Origin of the sequence: Cypionkella sp., assembly GCF_034376685.1 — a bacterium.
Lineage (GTDB): Bacteria > Pseudomonadota > Alphaproteobacteria > Rhodobacterales > Rhodobacteraceae > Cypionkella.
Genome location: NZ_JAXMJJ010000055.1, coordinates 1 through 18,245, shown reverse-complemented (window position 1 = coordinate 18,245; position 18,245 = coordinate 1). Strand labels below are relative to the sequence as shown.

Here is an 18,245-nt window from a genome sequence, read left to right as displayed (position 1 = left end):
AGCGCGATCTCCGCCGAAAGCGAAGCGACATAGCGTCTCGGTCTGGGCTAGATCAGGGCCGCCAGAAAGCGTGTCAGATCATCGGTGTGGTGTTGAATATGCAAGGCTTTCAGCGCTTTGGGTGCGACATGCACTGTTTTCATCCCCATCTGATGCGGAGCCATCAGGTTGCGGGGATCGTCTTCAAACATCGCGGCTTTCGCGGGATCAATGCCGTCTTGGCTAAAGATGGTTTCAAAGGCCGCACGTTCGGGCTTTGGCCGGAACCCTGCGTGTTCGACACCATAGACGGCATCAAACAGGCCAGACAGACCACGGGCTTCCAACACACGATAGGCGTAGGGCGCGCAGGCATTGGTGTAAACGATACGGCGGCCGGGCAGGGCGCGAATGCGGGCGGCAAGATCCAGGTCGGCAGGAAGCAGCGTGAAATCAATGTCATGCACATCGGCCAAATAGGGGGCCGGGTCGATGTCATGTTCGCGCATCAGTCCTGCGAGGGTGGTGCCATAGCTGTCCCAGTAATGCTGACGCAGCCGATCCGCCTCGGACTTGCCAACGCCAAGCGCGTTCATCACCCAAGCCGTCATCCGCACTTCGATCTGATCGAACAGGCGGAATTGTGGTGGGTAAAGTGTGTTGTCGAGGTCGAAGACCCAAGTTGTGACGTGTTGGAACTGCTGTTTTACCATAATGCACAAATAGCGCGAAGCTTTGGCCACAGCAATCGCTTGATCCTGCGGCGCGGGTGGTTAGTGTCGCGCGACAAGAGGAGACCGGACGTGCAGAAGGATGCTTACACATTGATCCTCGAGTCGATCGAGGCCGGAGTTCACAAGCCCGGAGATCGGCTTGTCGAATCGGAGCTGGCCGAGCGGCTTGGCGTGTCGCGCACACCTGTGCGAGAGGCGCTGCAACGGTTGGAAACACAAGGCATGCTGACGCGGGATGGCCGCAGCCTGATCGTCGCCTCTTTGGATCACAACCAGCTGGCGGAACTCTACACTGTGCGCACCGAGTTGGAGGGTCTGGCGGCGCGATTGGCGGCGCGACATGCTTCGGACGAAGAAATCAGGGTGCTGCGCGGCATGGTGGAAGAGGATCGCGCGCTGTTGGGTGGCGATCCGCGCGCGCTGAGCCGCGCCAACAAGCGGTTTCATCGCTTGATCCATCTGGCCAGTCACAATCGGTTTCTGGTGCAGCAGTTGGATCTGGTGCACCGCTCGATGGCGCTGATGGCGACCACAACCTTTGCAGCTGCGGGGCGCGATGAGGTGGCTTTGGCCGAGCATGATCAGATTGCCCGCGCGATTGAGATGCACGATGGCGAGGCCGCATATCAGGCGCTGAAATCGCATATCTCAAAAGCATTCGAGACGCGGCTTCGGGTGGATTCTGGCGAGTTGAAAACCAGATAGTGATTTGAAATCAGTTGCTAAGCGTCAAAGTGGCCGTGGCTGGTTTTGTCCCAATAAAAGGGCTTCGTCATCAACTCCCACAAGGCTTTGTAGGCGGCGAGGGTTGCAAGAGGGTGATATAGCATCAAGGTTACTGCCCAAAGCGGGTTCAGCCCGTGCCGGGTGCGGCGCATCCCCGCGATGTCAAAACCGATGGTCAGCACTGTTGTGGCCAACATGGCAAAATAAAGCAGGTTGAAGCCCGTGGTGCCGATTACCACGGGCAGAGGGTGGTGAAGCCCCAGTGGGATCATCCAAAGCGACCACAGCAGGGGTGCCATCAGCGTTTGCAGGATCGAGCCAAGGAACTGCACCTGAAAGCCGATGAAACAGCGCGGTCCAAGTTGCTGCCACAACAAACCCGGATCCCGCATATGGGTGATCCAGGTCATCATGTAGCCCTTGATCCAGCGAGAGCGCTGCTTGACCCAAGGGAATGACCGGCAGTTGGCTTCCTCAAACGTGGTGGTGTTGATCAATTCAGTTCTGTAGCCGTGGCGGAACAGGCGCAAGCCAAGGTCTGCGTCTTCGGTGACGTTCTGTGCATCCCAGCCGCCCAACTCTTCCAGCGCTGTGCGGCGAAAGAACAGGGTGGTGCCGCCAAGGGGAATAGCCATGCCCATCCGCGCGATCCCCGGCAGGAACATGCGGAACCATGACGCATATTCGATGGTGAAGCAGCGCGAAAGCCAGTTGCTGCGTGGGTTGTAGTAATCAAGCTGACCTTGCAGGCAAACTACCTCTGGCCCGCATTGCCTAAAACGCTCAACGATCTTGCGGATTTGGTCGGGTTCTGGCGCGTCTTCAGCGTCATAAATTCCGACAATCGAGCCGCGACAATGATCCAGCGCGTAGTTCAGAGCCCTGGGTTTGGTTTTGACTGTGCCATCCGGCACCACAATGACCCGCATCCACCCCGGCAGATCACTGGTGTCAAGCGCGTTGCGGGTCATCTGGTCTTCTTGCTCGACCACCAGCAGAATATCCAGCAAGTCGCGTGGATACTCCAGCCGATCAAGCCGTGCGGCCAGCTTTGTGGCGATGTTGCTTTCGCGGTAAAGCGCCACCATCACCGACACCATCGGCAGCTGCGCGATCGTGGCCGAGTTGCGCGACTCTGATGTGGGCCGGTGCATCAGAATCAGGGCAATCAACTTCATCACATTGGCGGAAAACATGGCCGTCAGTGCCACGGCAAATAGCACAACCAGTGCCGCGACAGGTTGAAACAGCGCGAAAATTCCGATGATGGCGGCGAGGATTGCTGCCGGACGCTGCAAGGTGGTGCTGTGATAGGCGCGGCAGCTTTCCAACGCGGGGACGCGGGTTTCCGCCGCCTGTGCAAGCTGCGTTCCATGCGCGGCAAGCAGGGCAGTTTCGATATGCGGCAAGGGCGCGACAGCCATTGCGACAGGACCAAAGCTTTCTTCCAACCAAGCGCGGTGGCGCGTGAAAAGATCGGGATAGGCGGTGACGATGACCGTGGCCTGACCAACCTTGCGCCAAGGCAGCAGACCATCCCGCAGCGCCGTGACATGGTTGAATTGTGCCGTCAGGCGCGGGTCAGGGGGAAGTGCCACCAAATCGACGCGGCCAACCTCCCAATGCTCGGCGATGGCGTCATAGAGCAACTCGGCTGAGACCGCGCGGCGGGCCAGCAGCATATCTGCCAGATGCCTGTGGTGGGCCCCGTGATGGGCCAGCACCTGCAGCATGATATGCGGCGGCACCAGCCTGTCTTGTATCAGCTTGGCCGCCAGCGATTGCATGGTCGTTCGTGGCAACACTACTGGGCTCGGCGCAGCGATACCGGGCTGGAAGCGATGGATTGGACGTAGCGGTGTGACGGACATCATGCCTCCGGGCAATCTCGCAAGATTGCACCGGAAGAATTAATGGTGGGTTAACAGTGCCCGAAAGCCGGAGGTTTAAACGGCCCGGCGGGCGCGGATCGCCTCGGCAAAGCGCTCGAACAGATAATAGCTGTCTTGCGGGCCGGGTGAGGCCTCGGGGTGGTATTGCACCGAGAAGATCGGTTTGCCATCCACCGCGATGCCACAGTTCGAGCCATCAAACAGCGACACATGGGTTTCCGACACGCCTTTTGGCAGCGTTTGGCTATCCACCGTGAAGCCGTGGTTCATCGAGGTGATCTCAACCTTGCCAGTGGTCAGGTCTTTCACCGGATGGTTGGCGCCATGGTGGCCGTGGTTCATCTTGACGGTGATCGCGCCCAAAGCCAGCGCAAGCATCTGATGGCCAAGGCAAATCCCAAACAGCGGCAGGTCTTTTGCAAGCACGCCCTGAATCATCGGCACGGCATATTTGCCCGTCGCCGCCGGATCGCCGGGGCCGTTGGACAGGAACACACCTTCGGGGTTCAGCGCCAGCACGTCTTCAGCCGTCGCAGTCGCAGGCAGCACTGTCACTTCGCAACCAGCCGAAGCGAGACAACGCAGGATGTTACGCTTGGCACCGTAGTCGATGGCGACGACACGCAGGCCTGCGCCCGCACGTTTGGTGTAGCCTTCCGGCCAAGCCCAAAGCTGCTCGTCCCAGCGGTAGGATTGGGTGCAGGACACGTCTTTCGCAAGGTCCAATCCGACCAGACCCTTCCACGCCCGGGCCTTGGCGACCAGCGCGCCGATGTCAAATTTACCCTCGGGGTCATGCGCCAAAGTCACGTGTGGCGCGCCTTGTTGGCGAATGGCACGGGTCAGGCGGCGGGTGTCGATGCCGCCGATGCCAATGCGGCCTTTCTGCGCCAGCCATGCTTGCAGATCAGCGGTGGAGCGCCAGTTCGACGGCTCGGTCGGGTCCCATTTCACCACCATGCCAGCAGCAACCGGAGTGGCGGTCTCGTCATCTTCGACATTCACGCCAGTATTGCCGATATGCGGGAAGGTGAAGGTGACGACCTGACTGGCATAAGACGGGTCGGTCATGATTTCCTGATAGCCGGTCATCGCGGTGTTGAACACCAGTTCCGCCACCGTTTCCCCCACCGCGCCAAAGCCGTGGCCGTAGAACACCGAACCATCCGATAGCGCGATACAGGCGGTAGGACGCGATGCGTGGTGAGATTCGGAGGCGGTGGACATGGTCAGGCTCCTGTCGGCAAAATCTGGCGGACACTAGTGGCAGGGGCTTGCAGGGTCAAGGGTATGACGGAAAAGGATTCTGTCGTTAGATCAATGGCTTGTGGTTTTGGCCTGCGGTTGCGCCAAATCGGGTGGGGGTGTATGGTCGCGGCAACGTTTCAAGGAGTGAGAAGATGGAGTTGCGCGAGCGTCTGCAAGCGGCGGTAAAAGAAGCGATGAAAGCGAAGCAAGCCGAGCGGCTGTCGACGCTGCGCATGGTGTCTTCGGCGATCAAAGACCGCGAGATTGCGGCGCGCGGTGAAGGGACCGAGGTTGGCGAGAACGACATTCTGGCGCTGTTGGGCAAGATGGTGAAGCAGCGTCAGGAATCTGCCAAAGCCTATGCTTCGGGCGGACGGCCTGAACTGGAAGCCAAAGAGCTGAACGAAATCAATGTGATCAATGATTTTCTGCCGCAGCAGGTGACCGGCGCTGATCTTGAAGCCGCGATTGCGGCGGCCATCGCTGAAACTGGGGCCGCCAGCATCAAGGACATGGGCCGGGTGATGGCGGTGTTGAAAGCCAAGTACACCGGAATGATGGATTTTGGCGCGGTGGGTGCTGTGATCAAAGCGCAGTTGGGCTGAACAACGACCGATCATCGTTTCACTGTGTTGTGGCGGCGGTTGGCCCGAGGCTTTGGAATCAAGAGCGGTTCAGGATTAGACAGAAACGGAATGCGCTATGCGCTGCCCTTGAGCGCATCTGCCGATACGTAGCTTGCCTGAGATTCGAACCGCTTTCGCGGCATGCATCAGCTGACTTTGGTGCAAAGCTCGACCAAGGTGCCTTCGGGGGTGCGGACATAGGCGATGGTCTGGCCCCAAGGCATTTCAGTAACCGGCTTGACCAGGATCGCCCCAGCAGCAGTGGCGCGCGCAAGGGCGGCAGCGACGTCCTCGGTTTCAAAGGCCAGTTCATAGCTGGGTTTAGCGGGTGGCTCGGTGGCGACATCCTTGCCAATTTGCGCCATCAGGGCATGAGAGGAAAAAGCGAGTTTGGTCCCGCCCGTCAGCATTTCGCCGTAGTCGCCAGATTCGTGCAGAAAGCCGGTCTGAAGGCCGAAAGCGGCTTCATAGAATTTCAGCGTTGTGGGCACCGAGGCGACGTAGAGAATAGTGTAGCGGTAAATCATGACTTGGCCTTTCTGCGCAGGGTTTGGGTTTAACAGAAGCTGTACGACCGGTTGAAGCTTTCGGCCAAATTCAGCGCAACTCTGCCAGCCGTTTGCGCAGATCGGCCTCAAGGATTAGGCGGTCTTCAGGCGGCAGAAACGCCCCAAGCTCTACCTCGCGCCCGTTGCCCGTTAAGGTCAGGTAATCTGGCACCGGGCCACTGGTTTTGTGCAAAGTGACGCGCACCCAATGCGGATTGGCCCGCCAGTCCTGCCGTTTTCCACGCGGCCCGTGGCGGGTGAGGCTGATCTCGGTGGCGGTGAGGCTGAGGTCTTCAAGGATCTCGCCATCTTTGTAGCTGCGGTTCAACGCCAACCAGATGCCCGCGACAGCCGCCAGCAGGAAGGGCAGCAGACCCCACAAGACAGGCGAACCGATCAGCACCAGAAGCGGCAGGGCGATCAGCGCCGCCGTGCCACCAAGGAACCAAACCATCCCGCGCCGCGGCAAGGATCGGTAGGGCCACAGGTGCAGGCGTTGGGTGTTGTCGCCAGAAGAGGGGAGCCATTCGTAGGGCATGGGGCGCAAGATAATACGCAGCGCAGGAAAGGGAAGTCGGCACAAAGCCGTGCGTTTACTTTCCGCCGATGCGGCGGCAAAATCCAACCCGAGACGCACATCAGCATGTGCAGAATGGGGAAGTGCGCAGATGAAAATGGCTTCCGGGATTATGGAAACGGTGATCTACGCCCGCGATCTTGACGCCGCTGAGGCGTTCTATCGCGATATCTTTGATCTGGAGCTGGTCAGCAAAGTGCCAGACCGGCTGGTGTTCCTGAAATGCGGCCAGCACATGCTGTTGTTGTTCAACCCCGAGAAATCGCGCGAAAACGATCCCGAGATTGGCATCCCTCGCCACGGGGCCGAGGGTGCGGGGCATTTCTGCTTTTACGCCAAGGACCGGGCCGAGGTAGAAGCGTGGCGCGATCACTTCGTGGCGATGGGGGTCGCGGTCGAGCATCACCATGTCTGGCCGAACGGAACCCACTCGGTCTATGTGCGCGATCCAGCAGGTAACTCGGTTGAGATTGCGGAAGCAGCACTTTGGGGCTTTGAATAGTTAGGCTGAACGCAACGATAGATCGCACCCAGCCTGCAACAAAAAAAGCCCCGGATCGCTCCGGGGCTTCTTTGATTTCAAACCGAGCTTCAGTGGCCGCGGTTGTGGTCCCAGTCGCTCTGCTTGGGAAGCTGCTCGAACGTGTGTTCGGGCGGCGGGCAGGGCAGGGTCCATTCCAGCGTGTCGGCGTATTCGTTCCAGTAATTGTTCTCGGTGACTTTCTTGCCCCAGATCAACGAATAGAACACGATGCCGATGAAGAACACGAACGACGCGAAGGACAGGAATGCCCCCAGCGACGAGACATAGTTCCAGTATTCATAGGCCTCGGGATAATCGATGTAGCGGCGCGGCATACCTTGGCGACCCAGGAAGTGCTGCGGGAAGAAGGTGATGTTTGCGCCAATGAACATCATCCAGAAGTGCACATGGCCTGCCCATTCCGGATAGTGACGGCCCGACATTTTGCCGAACCAGAAGTAGATACCCGCAAAGATGCCGAACACCGCACCCAAAGACATCACATAGTGGAAGTGCGCGATGACATAGTAGGTGTCGTGATAGGCGCGGTCGACCGGAGCCTGGCTGAGCACGATGCCCGTCACACCACCGACGGTGAACAGGAACAAGAAACCAAACGCCCAGAGCATCGGGGTTTTGAATTCAATCGAGCCGCCCCACATCGTGGCGATCCACGAGAAGATCTTAATACCTGTCGGCACCGCGATCACCATCGTGGCCAGCATGAAATAGCTTTGCTGGCTCAGCGACATGCCGACCGTATACATGTGGTGCGCCCACACGACGAAGCCCAGCACGCCGATCGCGACCATTGCGTAAACCATCGGCAGATAGCCGAAGATAGGTTTGCGCGAGAAGGTCGAGATCACTTGGCTGATGATGCCGAATGCAGGGATCACGATGATATACACTTCCGGGTGGCCGAAGAACCACAGGATGTGCTGATACAGAATGGGGTCACCGCCGCCCGAGGGGTCGAAGAAGGTGGTGCCGAAGTTGCGGTCGGTCAGCAGCATGGTGATTGCGCCGGCCAGAACTGGCAGCGACAGCAGGATCAGCCAGGCCGTGACGAAGATCGACCAGCCGAACAGCGGCACTTTATGCAGGGTCATCCCCGGCGTGCGCATGTTCAGGAAGGTGGTGATCATGTTGATCGCGCCCAGAATCGACGAGGCGCCCGACAGGTGAACCGCGAAGATCGCAAGGTCCATCGAGTAGCCGGTTTCACGGGTCGACAGCGGCGGATATAGCACCCAGCCCACGCCCGCGCCCAACTGGTCTTCCCCGCCCGGTGCGAACAAGGATGCCACCGCCAGCGAGGTGCCTGCGACATACATCCAGTAGGACAGGTTGTTCATCCGGGGGAACGCCATATCCGGCGCGCCGATTTGCAGCGGCATGAAGTAGTTGCCAAAACCGCCAAACAGCGCCGGGATCACCACGAAGAACATCATCAAGATACCGTGCGCGGTAACCGTGGCGTTCCAGACATGGCCGTTCGGTGTGCATTCACGGGCGGCATCCGCGACAAAGCGCATCCCCTCCATGCACATATACTGCACACCCGGCTCCATCAATTCGAGCCGCATATAGACTGTGAAGATCACCGAGATCAGGCCGACAAGGCCCGAGGTGAACAGATAGAGGATCCCGATATCCTTATGGTTCGTCGACATGAACCAGCGCGTGAAAAAGCCGCGTTGGTCATGGTCGTGGCCATGGATGGCTGCGTCGGCCATTGGCGTCTCCCGTTGTCATTGCATTCTTGCCCGCGCATGGGAGGCCCACGCCGGATTACAAGATGTATCTAGATTGCAGGCGAAGGCAGGGCAATGTCAGAGTTTGATCTGAGTCAAATTTTCCCACAGTTGCGCGAGGATGCGACAGGGTTGGTGCAGAAAAACCGCGGGAAATGACTGACTGTTTTGCGGGGTTATCGCAATTCGGTTGTGGCCATTAACTTGCGGGCGTTACGGGAAGAATCGCGGGAAGGTTTTCAGAAGGGCCGCATCCAGATCGGCCATGCCGACCGGCAGGCCCAGATCAACAAGGCTGGTCACCCCATGCGCGCGGATGCCGCAGGGCACGATGCCAGAGAAATGCGAAAGATCCGGCTCAACGTTGATGGAAATGCCGTGAAACGACACCCAGCGCCGCAGCTTCACCCCGATGGCTGCGATCTTGTCCTCGCGCGGGCTGCCATCCGGGTTGGCGGGCAGATCAGGCCGCACCACCCAGACGCCAACCCGACCTGTGCGCCGCTCGCCCTTGACGTTGAATTCCGCCAGTGTTGCGATCACCCAACTTTCCAGAGCGCAGACGAATTTGCGCACATCCCGGCCGCGTTGGTTCAGATCAAGCATGGCATAGGCCACGCGCTGGCCGGGGCCGTGATAGGTATATTGCCCGCCGCGCCCGGCCTGAAACACCGGAAAGCGGTCAGGGTCGGTCAGATCGGCCGGTATGGCCGAGGTGCCGGCCGTGTAAAGCGGTGGATGTTCCAGTAGCCAGATCGCCTCGGGTGCGTCGCCTGCAGCAATCGCTGCCGCGCGGGCCTCCATCGCGGCAAGGGTTTCAGCATAGGGCGCAAGCCCCGGAAGATGCTGCCACTGCACAGGATTCATCAGCTCTCTCCGTTGACGTCGTGTCAGAGATGGCGCGGGCTGCGGCGGAATGCAACTGCGGTGACCACAAAGCGCCGCCTGTGCAGAATCCCCCTTTTCATCGCGGCGTTGTGCGGCTACATAGCCGCCACCTTGCCGGATCAGTGCGGATGTGGCGGAATTGGTAGACGCGCAGCGTTGAGGTCGCTGTTCTTTAATCGGAGTGAAAGTTCGAGTCTTTTCATCCGCACCAATCCGGCAAGGTGGTTTGAGCCCTCTGGCTCGCCAGACCATAAAAATCCTCACAATACCCCGGCGGCAATTCTTAACGCGCAATACGGCCAGCTGCTGGTATTGGCACATTCTACGGCGCAAGGTTCATGAGCTGTGCTGCGCGCCTAGCGGTGCTTTGTGCGTGAAAAGTCAGCTCGCTTGTCGGCAACCCGTTTCTGCAGACCAGATTGGAATCAGTTAGCGCTAAGCGGATGGACTGAAACCGGGTGCTGCCCCGGCTGCCTTCACCGACTTGCAGCCGATCCGACTGCCACTTGGTTCATCAACTGCCGTTCTAAGCGGCAAACAGGGCGCAAAATGCCCGATTGAACCAGTTTGGCCGTGCAACCTTCCTGCTGCGTAATCGGGAATTGCCATTCGGTAGGCCATTGCCGTAAGCGTATAGGACAAGCGCAGGAAAACTGCCGGACACATGGGGAGATTGGCGTGGTTGCAACCAGCCCGAACGACGCTTTCGTCGCTTTTGAGCACGTTCAGAAAAGCTATGATGGCGTGTCATTGGTCGTCAAAGACCTGAACCTTTCGATTGGCAAAGGTGAGTTTCTGACGATGTTGGGGCCATCCGGCTCGGGCAAGACCACGTGTCTGATGATGCTGGCGGGGTTTGAAACCGCGACGCATGGCCGGATCATGCTGGACGGCACCAATATCAACGAGGTGCCGCCGCACAAACGCGGCATCGGCATGGTGTTCCAGAACTACGCTTTGTTCCCGCATATGACCGTGGGCGAAAACCTGTCATTCCCGCTGGAAGTGCGCGGCATGGGCAAGTCCGAGCGTGAGGCCAAGGTCAAACGCGCCCTCGACATGGTGCAGATGTACAGTTTCATCAATCGCCGCCCCGCACAGCTTTCCGGCGGTCAGCAACAACGCATCGCTTTGGCGCGGGCCTTGGTGTTTGATCCCAGCCTCGTGCTGATGGACGAACCCTTGGGCGCTTTGGATAAACAGCTGCGCGAGCATATGCAGTTTGAAATCAAACACTTGCATGAAAGCCTTGGCATCACCGTGGTCTATGTGACCCATGATCAGGGCGAAGCCTTGACGATGTCTGACCGAGTTGCGGTGTTCAACGATGGCCGCATCCAGCAGCTTGCTCCGCCCTCTGATCTCTATGAACGCCCGGAAAACAGCTTCGTCGCGCAGTTCATCGGTGAGAATAACAAACTGCCCGGCACCATCGAATCCATCGGTGACGGCAAATGCACCGTGCGCTTGGAAACCGGCGAAGTGATTGACGCAACCCCGGTCAACGTCTCGACCAAGGGTGCGAAAACCCTGGTGTCGATCCGCCCCGAGCGTGTCGAATACAAACCCGAAGCGATGCCGGAAGGCGCGCATACCATCGACGCCGAAGTGATGGAATTTATTTACATGGGCGACATGTTCCGCACGCGTTTGCGCGTTGCCGGATCGGATGAATTCGTGATCAAATCGCGAAATACCCTGGGTCAGCGCATGCTGGCTCCGGGTGAGAAGATCAAGATCGGCTGGGCACCGCAAGACGCCCGCGCCCTTGATCCAATGTGATCCCCTGCAAAAGGGGCAGCCGCAGGGACGCGGCCTCTTAACAAACGTCCTTATCCAACCTGGGAGACCTCAATGAAGAAACTTCTCGTTCTGTCCACCGCTCTGTCCAGCATGGCCTTTGCGGCTCATGCTGACCTGACGGTGATGTCGTGGGGCGGCGCTTATGGCGAAGCCCAGACCGAAGCCTTTGTGAAGCCGTTCATCGCGGCCACCGGCAAACCCACCATCATGACCGACAGCGATAACCCCGCTCCGGCGCTGAAGGCCATGGTCGAAGCTGGCAACGTGACCGTTGACGTGGCATCGGTTGAATATGCAGACGGTATCCGTCTGTGCGACGAAGGCGTGTTGGAGCCAATCGACGCGGCTTCGTTGCCCGCTGGTGCTGACGGCACCCCGGCTGCTGAAGACTTTATCGCTGGTGCCGTGACCGAATGTGCCGTGTCGACCGACATCTGGTCGAACGTCTTCGCCTATGACACCACCAAGTTCCCCGAAGGCCCGACGGCCGTCGCTGACTTCTTCGACCTGACCAAGTTCCCCGGCAAGCGTGGCCTGCGCAAGGGCGCCAAAGCCGTTCTCGAACTGGCTTTGCTGGGTGACGGCGTTCCGGCTGCCGAAGTTTACGCTGTTCTGGGCACCCCCGAAGGCGTTGACCGCGCGTTTGCCAAACTCGACACCATCAAGAAAGACGTTGTCTGGTGGGAAGCAGGCTCGCAGGCACCGCAGCTTCTGGCTGATGGCGAAGTCGCGATGACCACCGCCTATAACGGCCGGATCTTTGCCGCGGCGATGAACGAAGGCAAACCCTTCCAGATCGTCTGGGATGGTCAGATCTATGAGAACGAAATGTTCGTCGTGCCGAAGGGCGCACCGAACATGGCTGATGCGATGGAATTCATCAAGTTCGCCACCTCGACCGAAGGTCTGCGCGCATCGGCGCAGCAAATCTCGTACGGCCCGGCGCGTAAATCGTCGATGGCCACCGAGATCATCTTCAAAGACGGCAAGACCGTGATGGCACCGCATTTGCCGACCGCCCCGGAAAACATGACCAACGCCCTGGAAACCTCGGCGACGTTCTGGGTCGACCATGACGCAGAACTGAACGAGCGTTTCCAGGCTTGGCTGGCGCAGTAAGCAAAAGCGATGGCCCGATTTTGGGCCGGGCTTGATCAAAACCGGGCGCGGATCACCGTTCGCGCCCGGCCTCTGCCAGAAGGGATGACGGGATGGCCGACGCCACCACGATATTGTTGACCACCGCCGATGGCCGTCCGTTGAAGGCCGCCTTGGCAACCGCCCAATCCCGCGCCAAGCGCCGCGCCTTCTTTTTGGTGTTGCCGCTGCTGATTTTCGTGCTGCTCAGCTTTCTGATCCCGATCGGCTATATGTTGAAGCGTTCGGTCGAGCATGATGGCTTTTCCAGCTCTGCCCCCAGCGTTTCAGCTTGGTTTGCTGCCAACCCGGATGTGGGCACCCATGATGTTCCCGAAGCCGCCTATGCTGCGCTGGTCAAAGATCTGGCACAGATGCAGACCGACAGATCCAGCGGCATGGCGGGCTCCCGGATCAACTATACTGTGCCGGGCACCATCAGCCTGTTCAAGGCAGGTGCGCGCGAAGCCGCCAATCTGACCGCCCCGTTCAAAGAGTCCCTGCTGGCACAAGACCCGGAATGGGCCGAGCCGCGGCTTTGGGCCGCAATGCGGTCCGCCTCCAACCCCTACACGCCCGAGTTCTATCTGGTCGCTGCGGACCGCAAGCTGACTAACGATGGCTGGGAGCAAGGTGGCGATAAGGAACGCATCTATCTGTATCTGTTCTTCAAAACCTTCATTGTCTCAGGGATCATCACCATCCTGTGCCTGCTTCTGGCGTTCCCCGTGGCGCATTTGTTGGCGACTTTGCCGATGGCGAAGGCATCGTTGCTGATGATTCTGGTGCTGCTGCCCTTCTGGACATCTCTGCTTGTCCGCACCACGGCTTGGATCGCGCTGCTGCAAGAGCAGGGTGTGGTCAATGACATGCTGGTTGGCATTGGTCTCTTGGGCGACGATAACCGCATGAGAATGATGTATAATATGACAGGCACCATTGTGGCGATGACACATGTGCTGCTGCCCTTCATGATCCTGCCGCTCTATTCAGTGATGAAAACCATCCCGCCATCTTACGCCCGCGCCGCGCGCAGCTTGGGTGCCACCAGCTGGACGACTTTCCGCCGGGTCTATCTGCCGCAAACCTTGCCGGGGATCGCTGCGGGCTCGTTGTTGGTGTTCATTCTTGCCGTCGGGTACTACATCACCCCGGCCTTGGTCGGTGGCGCAGATGGCCAGCTGATCTCGAACCTGATCAGCTTCCACATGAGCAAATCGAACTGGTCACTGGCCGCTGCGATTGCTGCGATGCTGCTGGGAGCAATCCTGCTTCTGTATTGGGTCTATGACCGGCTGGTCGGCATCGACCGCCTGAAACTCGGGTGAAATCATGGCACTACCAATCTACGCATCGCCGCTCGAGAAGGCTTGGCACCTGACCTACAAGGTGATCTGCGCCGTGATCTTCCTGTTTCTGATCGCGCCGATCCTGATCGTGATGCCTCTGTCCTTCAACGCCGAGGCATACTTCACCTTCAGCTCAAAGATGCTGTCGTTTGATCCCGAGGGCTACTCGGTGCGTTGGTATGATACGCTGCTGACATTGGGCCATCCCGCACCCGAAGGTCCGCGTGACGGTGAATGGTGGCGGCTGGCATGGCGGCACGCCACCTGGATTCAGGCGGCGAAAAACTCGCTTTGGGTCGGGTTGTGGGCAACCATCCTCGCCACCAGTCTGGGCACCTTGGCAGCGCTTGGCTTGTCGCGCCCCGAGATGCCCTATCGCCGCCTGATCATGGCGACGCTGATCTCGCCGATGATCGTGCCCATCATCATCATCGCTGTGGGGATGAGCTTTTTCTACGCCAAAGCCTGTGTCGCGCCGGACAGCGCAATGGGCGAGATTTTTGGGGTGTTTCTATCGAACAAGGGCTGTCTGGCCAACTCGCATCTGGGGGTGATTGTCGCCCATGCGATCTTGGGCATTCCCTTTGTAATCATCACCGTGACGGCGACACTGTCGGGCTTTGATCAATCGCTGATCCGGGCGGCGCATTCTCTGGGGGCCAATCCGCGCGTCACCTTCTTCAAAGTGATTATGCCGCTAATCCTGCCCGGCGTGATTTCGGGCGCGCTGTTCGCCTTCGTGACCTCGTTTGACGAAGTGGTCGCGGTGCTGTTCATCGCGGGCCCCGAACAGCAAACCATTCCGCGCCAGATGTTCAATGGCATCCGCGAGGCCATCAGCCCGGCGATTCTGGCGGTGGCGACGATCTTGGTGATCCTGTCGGTCTGTATGCTCGCCACCGTCGAACTCCTGCGCCGCCGCTCGGAACGCCTGCGCGGCGTCACCCCGCACTAGGAGCCATCATGGCCAACACCTATGACACCGGGCGGCTGAACCTGCCATTCGTCGGCATTTCGACTTTCGGCAAACGCCCGTACGTCGAGGATTGGTCCAAGATCGACGCCGATGTGGCCGTGATGGGCGCGCCGTTCGACTTCGGCACGCAGTTCCGGGCGGGCGCGCGCTTTGGTCCGCGCTCGGTGCGCGAGGCGTCCACCCTGTTCAGCTTCGGCCATGCCGGAGCCTATGATCACGAGGATGACTGCACCTATCTGCCAGCCGCCGTGCGGATCGTCGATATTGGCGATGCCGACATCATCCATACCGACACCACCCGCAGCCACGACAACATCCGCACGGGTGTGCAGGCGATACTGGCTGCAGGGGCCTTGCCCGTGGTGATCGGCGGCGATCATTCGGTGAACATTCCCTGTATTCAAGCGTTTGAGGGTCACGGCGATATCCACATCTTCCAGATCGACGCGCATCTGGATTTCGTCGATGAACGCCATGGCGTGAAGGTTGGCCACGGCTCACCGATGCGCCGCGCGGCGGAAAAGCCCTATGTCACGGGGCTCACACAAGTCGGTATCCGCAACGTCTCCTCCACCTCGCGTGAGGGGTATGAGGCGGCGCGCGCGATGGGCACCGATATTCTCTCGGTGCGTCAAGCCCGCGCTTTGGGCGCAGAAGGCGTGGTCGCCCGCATCCCGAAAGGCGCGCGGGTTTATGTGACGTTGGATATCGACGGATTCTGCCCGTCGATTGCCCCGGGCACCGGCACGCCCAGCCATGGTGGGTTTCTCTATTACGAAGTGCTGGAAATGCTGCAGGCGATTGCCAAAAATCACGAAGTGGTCGGCATGGATCTGGTCGAGGTCGCCCCGGATTATGACCCGACACAATCAACCAGCATTCTCGCGGCGCAAATCCTGTTGAACTTCCTTGGCTTCATTTTCCACACGCGTGGCGTGAGGTAAGCCGATTTCCGCTGCGGAAATCGGCGTCACGGCAGAATGTGCAGCCAACCCCAGCTGGTGAAAATCGACAATCCGGTCGCCACCAGCACCGCCGTCGCGCTGATCCGCTTGCCCACGCCATACATACTGGCGAACATGTAAGCATTCACCCCCGGTGCCATGGCCGAGGTGACAGTGACCGAGCGCAAACCATTGACATCAAGGTTAAATACAAAGCGCCCCAAACCATAGGCAATCGCCGGATGCAGCAGCAGCGAGGCAAAACACACCATTGCGATCAGCGCTTTGTCACCCTCGGGATGATAGCGCAGCAGCACGCCGCCCAAGCCAAACAGCGCGGCTGGCAGGCCAGAGCGCGCCATCATGTCAATTGCTGCCGTGAAGAATCCCGGCTGCGGCACCCCCGTCAGATTCACCGCGAAACCGATCATCAACCCGATCACCAGCGGCTGGGTAAACATACCGCGCAACACCTGCCGCGCCAGATCAGCGTGACTGCGGGTCTCGGCCTCGCGTGAGCGCGCCCATTCCATGAACACGATGCCGAAGGTGTAAATCAGCGGCGCATGGATCGAGATGATCGCGAAGTTGCCGGCCAGCGCTTCGGTCCCATAGGCGCGCTCGGTGATCGGCACACCCAGCAGCAAAGAGTTGGAAAACGTGCAGGCAAAACCAATCGCCACCGCATCCGTCAGCGGGCGGCCAAAGCCAAACCGGGCCACGCAGAACCCGAAAGCATAGCAAACCGCCGCCCCGGTGTAGAAGGATATCAGCAGGCCGGGGGCAAAGGCGGTACTCAAATCCAGCGTCGCTACATTCTTGAACAGCAGCACCGGCAACGCAAAGCTTTGCGCATAGCGCATCACCCCATCGACGGCACTTTCGCTGAAAAGTTTCGCGCGCGCGGCCACATAGCCAAAGCCAATCAGCAAAAACACCGGCAGAATAACGTCAAGCAACGCGCTCATGCGACATTCTCAAACGTCAGCACCATGCCATCGAAGGCAGGTTGCACGCACTTTGGCAGCTCTGCGGTCAAGGTGTCATAATCCATATCCAGATGCATGTTGGTGATCACCGATTGCGCCGGGCGCGCCCGGTTGATCCACTCCAGCGTCAGCGCCAGATGCGCATGGGTCGGATGCGGTTTGCGGCGCAAAGCGTCGATGATCCAGCAGTCAAGGTGTTCAAGTTGCGTCCAGACAGCCTCAGGGATCGTCACCACATCGGGGATATAAGCCAATCCCCCGATCCGAAATCCCAAGGCCTCCATCGAGCCATGATCCACCACCATCGGCGTGAAGCTGATCGGCCCCGCTGGTCCCGGCACTTCAAACGGCCCATGCCCAATGGTGTGCAGATCAAGGATCGGTGGATAGGGCGAGCCTTCGGGCTGCACAAACGCATAGGCAAATCGCGCGAGCAGCGCCCCCTGCGTCGGATGATCGGCCCAGACCGACAGCCGCTGCCGCATGTTGAAAACAATTTGGCGCAGATCATCAATGCCGTGGGTATGGTCGGCATGCGAATGGGTGAACACCACGCCATCCAGCGTACCAATCCCGGCGTCCAGCAACTGATCGCGCATGTCCGGTGAGGTGTCGATCAGCACCCGCGTGATCGCATCGCCTGACAGCCGCTCCACCAGCAAAGAGCAGCGGCGACGGCGGTTCTTGCGGTTCAACGGATCACAATCGCCCCAATCACCGCCCAGCCGAGGCACGCCACCAGACGAGCCGCACCCCAGAATGGTAAATCGCATCGTCGCCATTATGCCGCCTGCGCTTTGCGGGCTGCGCGGGGGAACAGGCGGTCAAAATTCGCGGTGGTGGCGGCGGCAAATTCCGCTTCGCCGATGCCAAACACAGATGCACCGACCTTTGCGGTGAAGGCGGTATAAGCCGGCTCATTGCGCCGCCCGCGGTAGGGCGGGGGGGCAAGATAGGGGCTGTCGGTCTCCAACAAAATCCGGTCCAACGGCGCGCGGGCAAAAATATCGCGCAATTCCTGTGACTTCGGAAAAGTCGCCACCCCCGACATCGACAGATAAAACCCCATCTCCAGCGCCGCTTGCCCCAAAGCCTCACCCGAAGAAAAGCAGTGCATGACGCAGGAATAGGGTTTTACGGCCATACCATCTGCCAAAATCCGCGTCATATCCTCGTCCGCCGCGCGGGAATGGATGATCAGCGGCAACCCGGTTTCTTGCGCCGCTTCAATATGGATGCGCAAAGATCGTTGCTGAATCTCCGCCGTCTCGGCGGTGTAGTGATAATCCAGTCCTGTCTCGCCGATGCCGACAAACTTCGGATCGTCAGCCAGCGCCACCAAATCCTCCACGCTCACCGGAGGATGTTCCGCCGCACTCATCGGGTGGATACCTGCCGCATAAAACACCGAAGGATAGGCCGCCACAATCGCCCGCACGTTCGGCAGATTGTGCAGCTTGGTGCAGATCGTCACCATGCGGGACACCCCTGCCTCATGCGCGCGGGCGATGATTTGTGGCAGCTCGTCCTGAAAGTCGGGGAAATCAAG

General features: G+C 59.4%; 18 protein-coding genes and 1 tRNA gene. 9 read left to right on the top strand and 10 right to left on the bottom strand.

Annotated elements, in window-relative coordinates; translation table 11 throughout:
* Positions 1–47: 47 nt before the first annotated feature.
* Positions 48–692 (bottom strand): pyrimidine 5'-nucleotidase, encoded by a 645-nt coding sequence (locus U1A24_RS11390; protein ID WP_322322094.1) that lies wholly within the window; start codon positions 690–692, stop codon positions 48–50.
* A 90-nt stretch (positions 693–782) separates the two neighbouring features.
* Here U1A24_RS11390 and U1A24_RS11385 point away from each other — a divergent pair, with 90 nt between their 5' ends.
* The gene (locus U1A24_RS11385; RefSeq protein WP_322322093.1) at positions 783–1,418 is read left to right on the top strand and encodes a GntR family transcriptional regulator; all 636 of its coding nucleotides are present in this window, start codon (positions 783–785) and stop codon (positions 1,416–1,418) included.
* Positions 1,419–1,435: 17 nt separating this feature from the next.
* Here the strand turns inward: U1A24_RS11385 and U1A24_RS11380 are convergent, their stop codons facing one another.
* Together U1A24_RS11380 and carA are read right to left on the bottom strand one after the other, a co-directional pair.
* Positions 1,436–3,226, bottom strand: a complete 1,791-nt coding sequence (locus U1A24_RS11380; protein ID WP_322322092.1) for a glycosyltransferase family 2 protein — start codon at positions 3,224–3,226, stop codon at positions 1,436–1,438.
* A gap of 159 nt (positions 3,227–3,385) precedes the next feature.
* A complete protein-coding gene (carA, locus tag U1A24_RS11375; protein ID WP_322322091.1) occupies positions 3,386–4,558 on the bottom strand; it encodes a glutamine-hydrolyzing carbamoyl-phosphate synthase small subunit in 1,173 nt (390 codons plus the stop codon).
* Between the two features lie 173 nt (positions 4,559–4,731).
* Between carA and U1A24_RS11370 the strand changes: the two genes are divergently transcribed.
* Positions 4,732–5,184 (top strand): GatB/YqeY domain-containing protein, encoded by a 453-nt coding sequence (locus U1A24_RS11370; RefSeq protein ID WP_322322090.1) that lies wholly within the window; start codon positions 4,732–4,734, stop codon positions 5,182–5,184.
* Between the two features lie 167 nt (positions 5,185–5,351).
* On the opposite strand, the gene U1A24_RS11365 is transcribed toward U1A24_RS11370, so the two are convergent.
* Entirely contained in the window at positions 5,352–5,732 is a 381-nt protein-coding gene (locus U1A24_RS11365) for a VOC family protein (RefSeq protein ID WP_322322089.1), read from the bottom strand.
* A 70-nt stretch (positions 5,733–5,802) separates the two neighbouring features.
* Complete coding sequence (locus U1A24_RS11360) at positions 5,803–6,291, bottom strand: DUF2244 domain-containing protein (protein ID WP_322322088.1); 489 nt, start codon at positions 6,289–6,291, stop codon at positions 5,803–5,805.
* Positions 6,292–6,421: 130 nt separating this feature from the next.
* On the opposite strand from U1A24_RS11360, the gene U1A24_RS11355 reads away from it, so the two are divergent.
* On the top strand, positions 6,422–6,832 hold the full coding sequence (locus tag U1A24_RS11355; protein WP_322322087.1) for a VOC family protein: 411 nt from the start codon (positions 6,422–6,424) through the stop codon (positions 6,830–6,832).
* Positions 6,833–6,921: 89 nt separating this feature from the next.
* Here U1A24_RS11355 and ctaD read toward each other — a convergent pair whose 3' ends face one another.
* Positions 6,922–8,592 carry a cytochrome c oxidase subunit I gene (gene ctaD / locus U1A24_RS11350; protein WP_322322086.1) on the bottom strand — a complete coding sequence of 557 codons (1,671 nt, stop codon included), beginning with the start codon at positions 8,590–8,592 and terminating at the stop codon, positions 6,922–6,924.
* 231 nt (positions 8,593–8,823) lie between these two features.
* A complete protein-coding gene (lipB, locus tag U1A24_RS11345) occupies positions 8,824–9,477 on the bottom strand; it encodes a lipoyl(octanoyl) transferase LipB (RefSeq protein WP_322322085.1) in 654 nt (217 codons plus the stop codon).
* A gap of 145 nt (positions 9,478–9,622) precedes the next feature.
* On the opposite strand from lipB, the gene U1A24_RS11340 reads away from it, so the two are divergent.
* The 6 genes from U1A24_RS11340 (at position 9,623) to speB (ending at position 15,707) form a co-directional block, all read left to right on the top strand.
* Positions 9,623–9,709: transfer RNA gene (locus tag U1A24_RS11340), tRNA-Leu, on the top strand.
* Between the two features lie 467 nt (positions 9,710–10,176).
* Positions 10,177–11,280 (top strand): ABC transporter ATP-binding protein, encoded by a 1,104-nt coding sequence (locus tag U1A24_RS11335; RefSeq protein WP_322322084.1) that lies wholly within the window; start codon positions 10,177–10,179, stop codon positions 11,278–11,280.
* 72 nt (positions 11,281–11,352) lie between these two features.
* Positions 11,353–12,420 (top strand): ABC transporter substrate-binding protein, encoded by a 1,068-nt coding sequence (locus U1A24_RS11330; RefSeq protein ID WP_322322083.1) that lies wholly within the window; start codon positions 11,353–11,355, stop codon positions 12,418–12,420.
* Between the two features lie 92 nt (positions 12,421–12,512).
* Positions 12,513–13,766, top strand: a complete 1,254-nt coding sequence (locus U1A24_RS11325) for an ABC transporter permease (protein ID WP_322322082.1) — start codon at positions 12,513–12,515, stop codon at positions 13,764–13,766.
* Positions 13,767–13,770: 4 nt separating this feature from the next.
* On the top strand, positions 13,771–14,742 hold the full coding sequence (locus tag U1A24_RS11320) for an ABC transporter permease (protein ID WP_322322081.1): 972 nt from the start codon (positions 13,771–13,773) through the stop codon (positions 14,740–14,742).
* Between the two features lie 8 nt (positions 14,743–14,750).
* On the top strand, positions 14,751–15,707 hold the full coding sequence (gene speB, locus U1A24_RS11315) for an agmatinase (RefSeq protein ID WP_322322080.1): 957 nt from the start codon (positions 14,751–14,753) through the stop codon (positions 15,705–15,707).
* Between the two features lie 26 nt (positions 15,708–15,733).
* On the opposite strand, the gene U1A24_RS11310 is transcribed toward speB, so the two are convergent.
* The 3 genes from U1A24_RS11310 to U1A24_RS11300 form a co-directional block, all read right to left on the bottom strand.
* Entirely contained in the window at positions 15,734–16,675 is a 942-nt protein-coding gene (locus tag U1A24_RS11310; RefSeq protein WP_322322079.1) for an AEC family transporter, read from the bottom strand.
* Positions 16,672–17,478, bottom strand: a complete 807-nt coding sequence (locus tag U1A24_RS11305) for an MBL fold metallo-hydrolase (RefSeq protein ID WP_322322078.1) — start codon at positions 17,476–17,478, stop codon at positions 16,672–16,674. Before U1A24_RS11305 ends, U1A24_RS11310 begins: the two co-directional genes overlap by 4 nt.
* Positions 17,478–18,245, bottom strand: a 768-nt coding sequence (locus U1A24_RS11300; RefSeq protein WP_322322077.1) for a TatD family hydrolase, incomplete at its 5' end; no start/stop codon positions are given. The genes U1A24_RS11305 and U1A24_RS11300, both read right to left, overlap by 1 nt.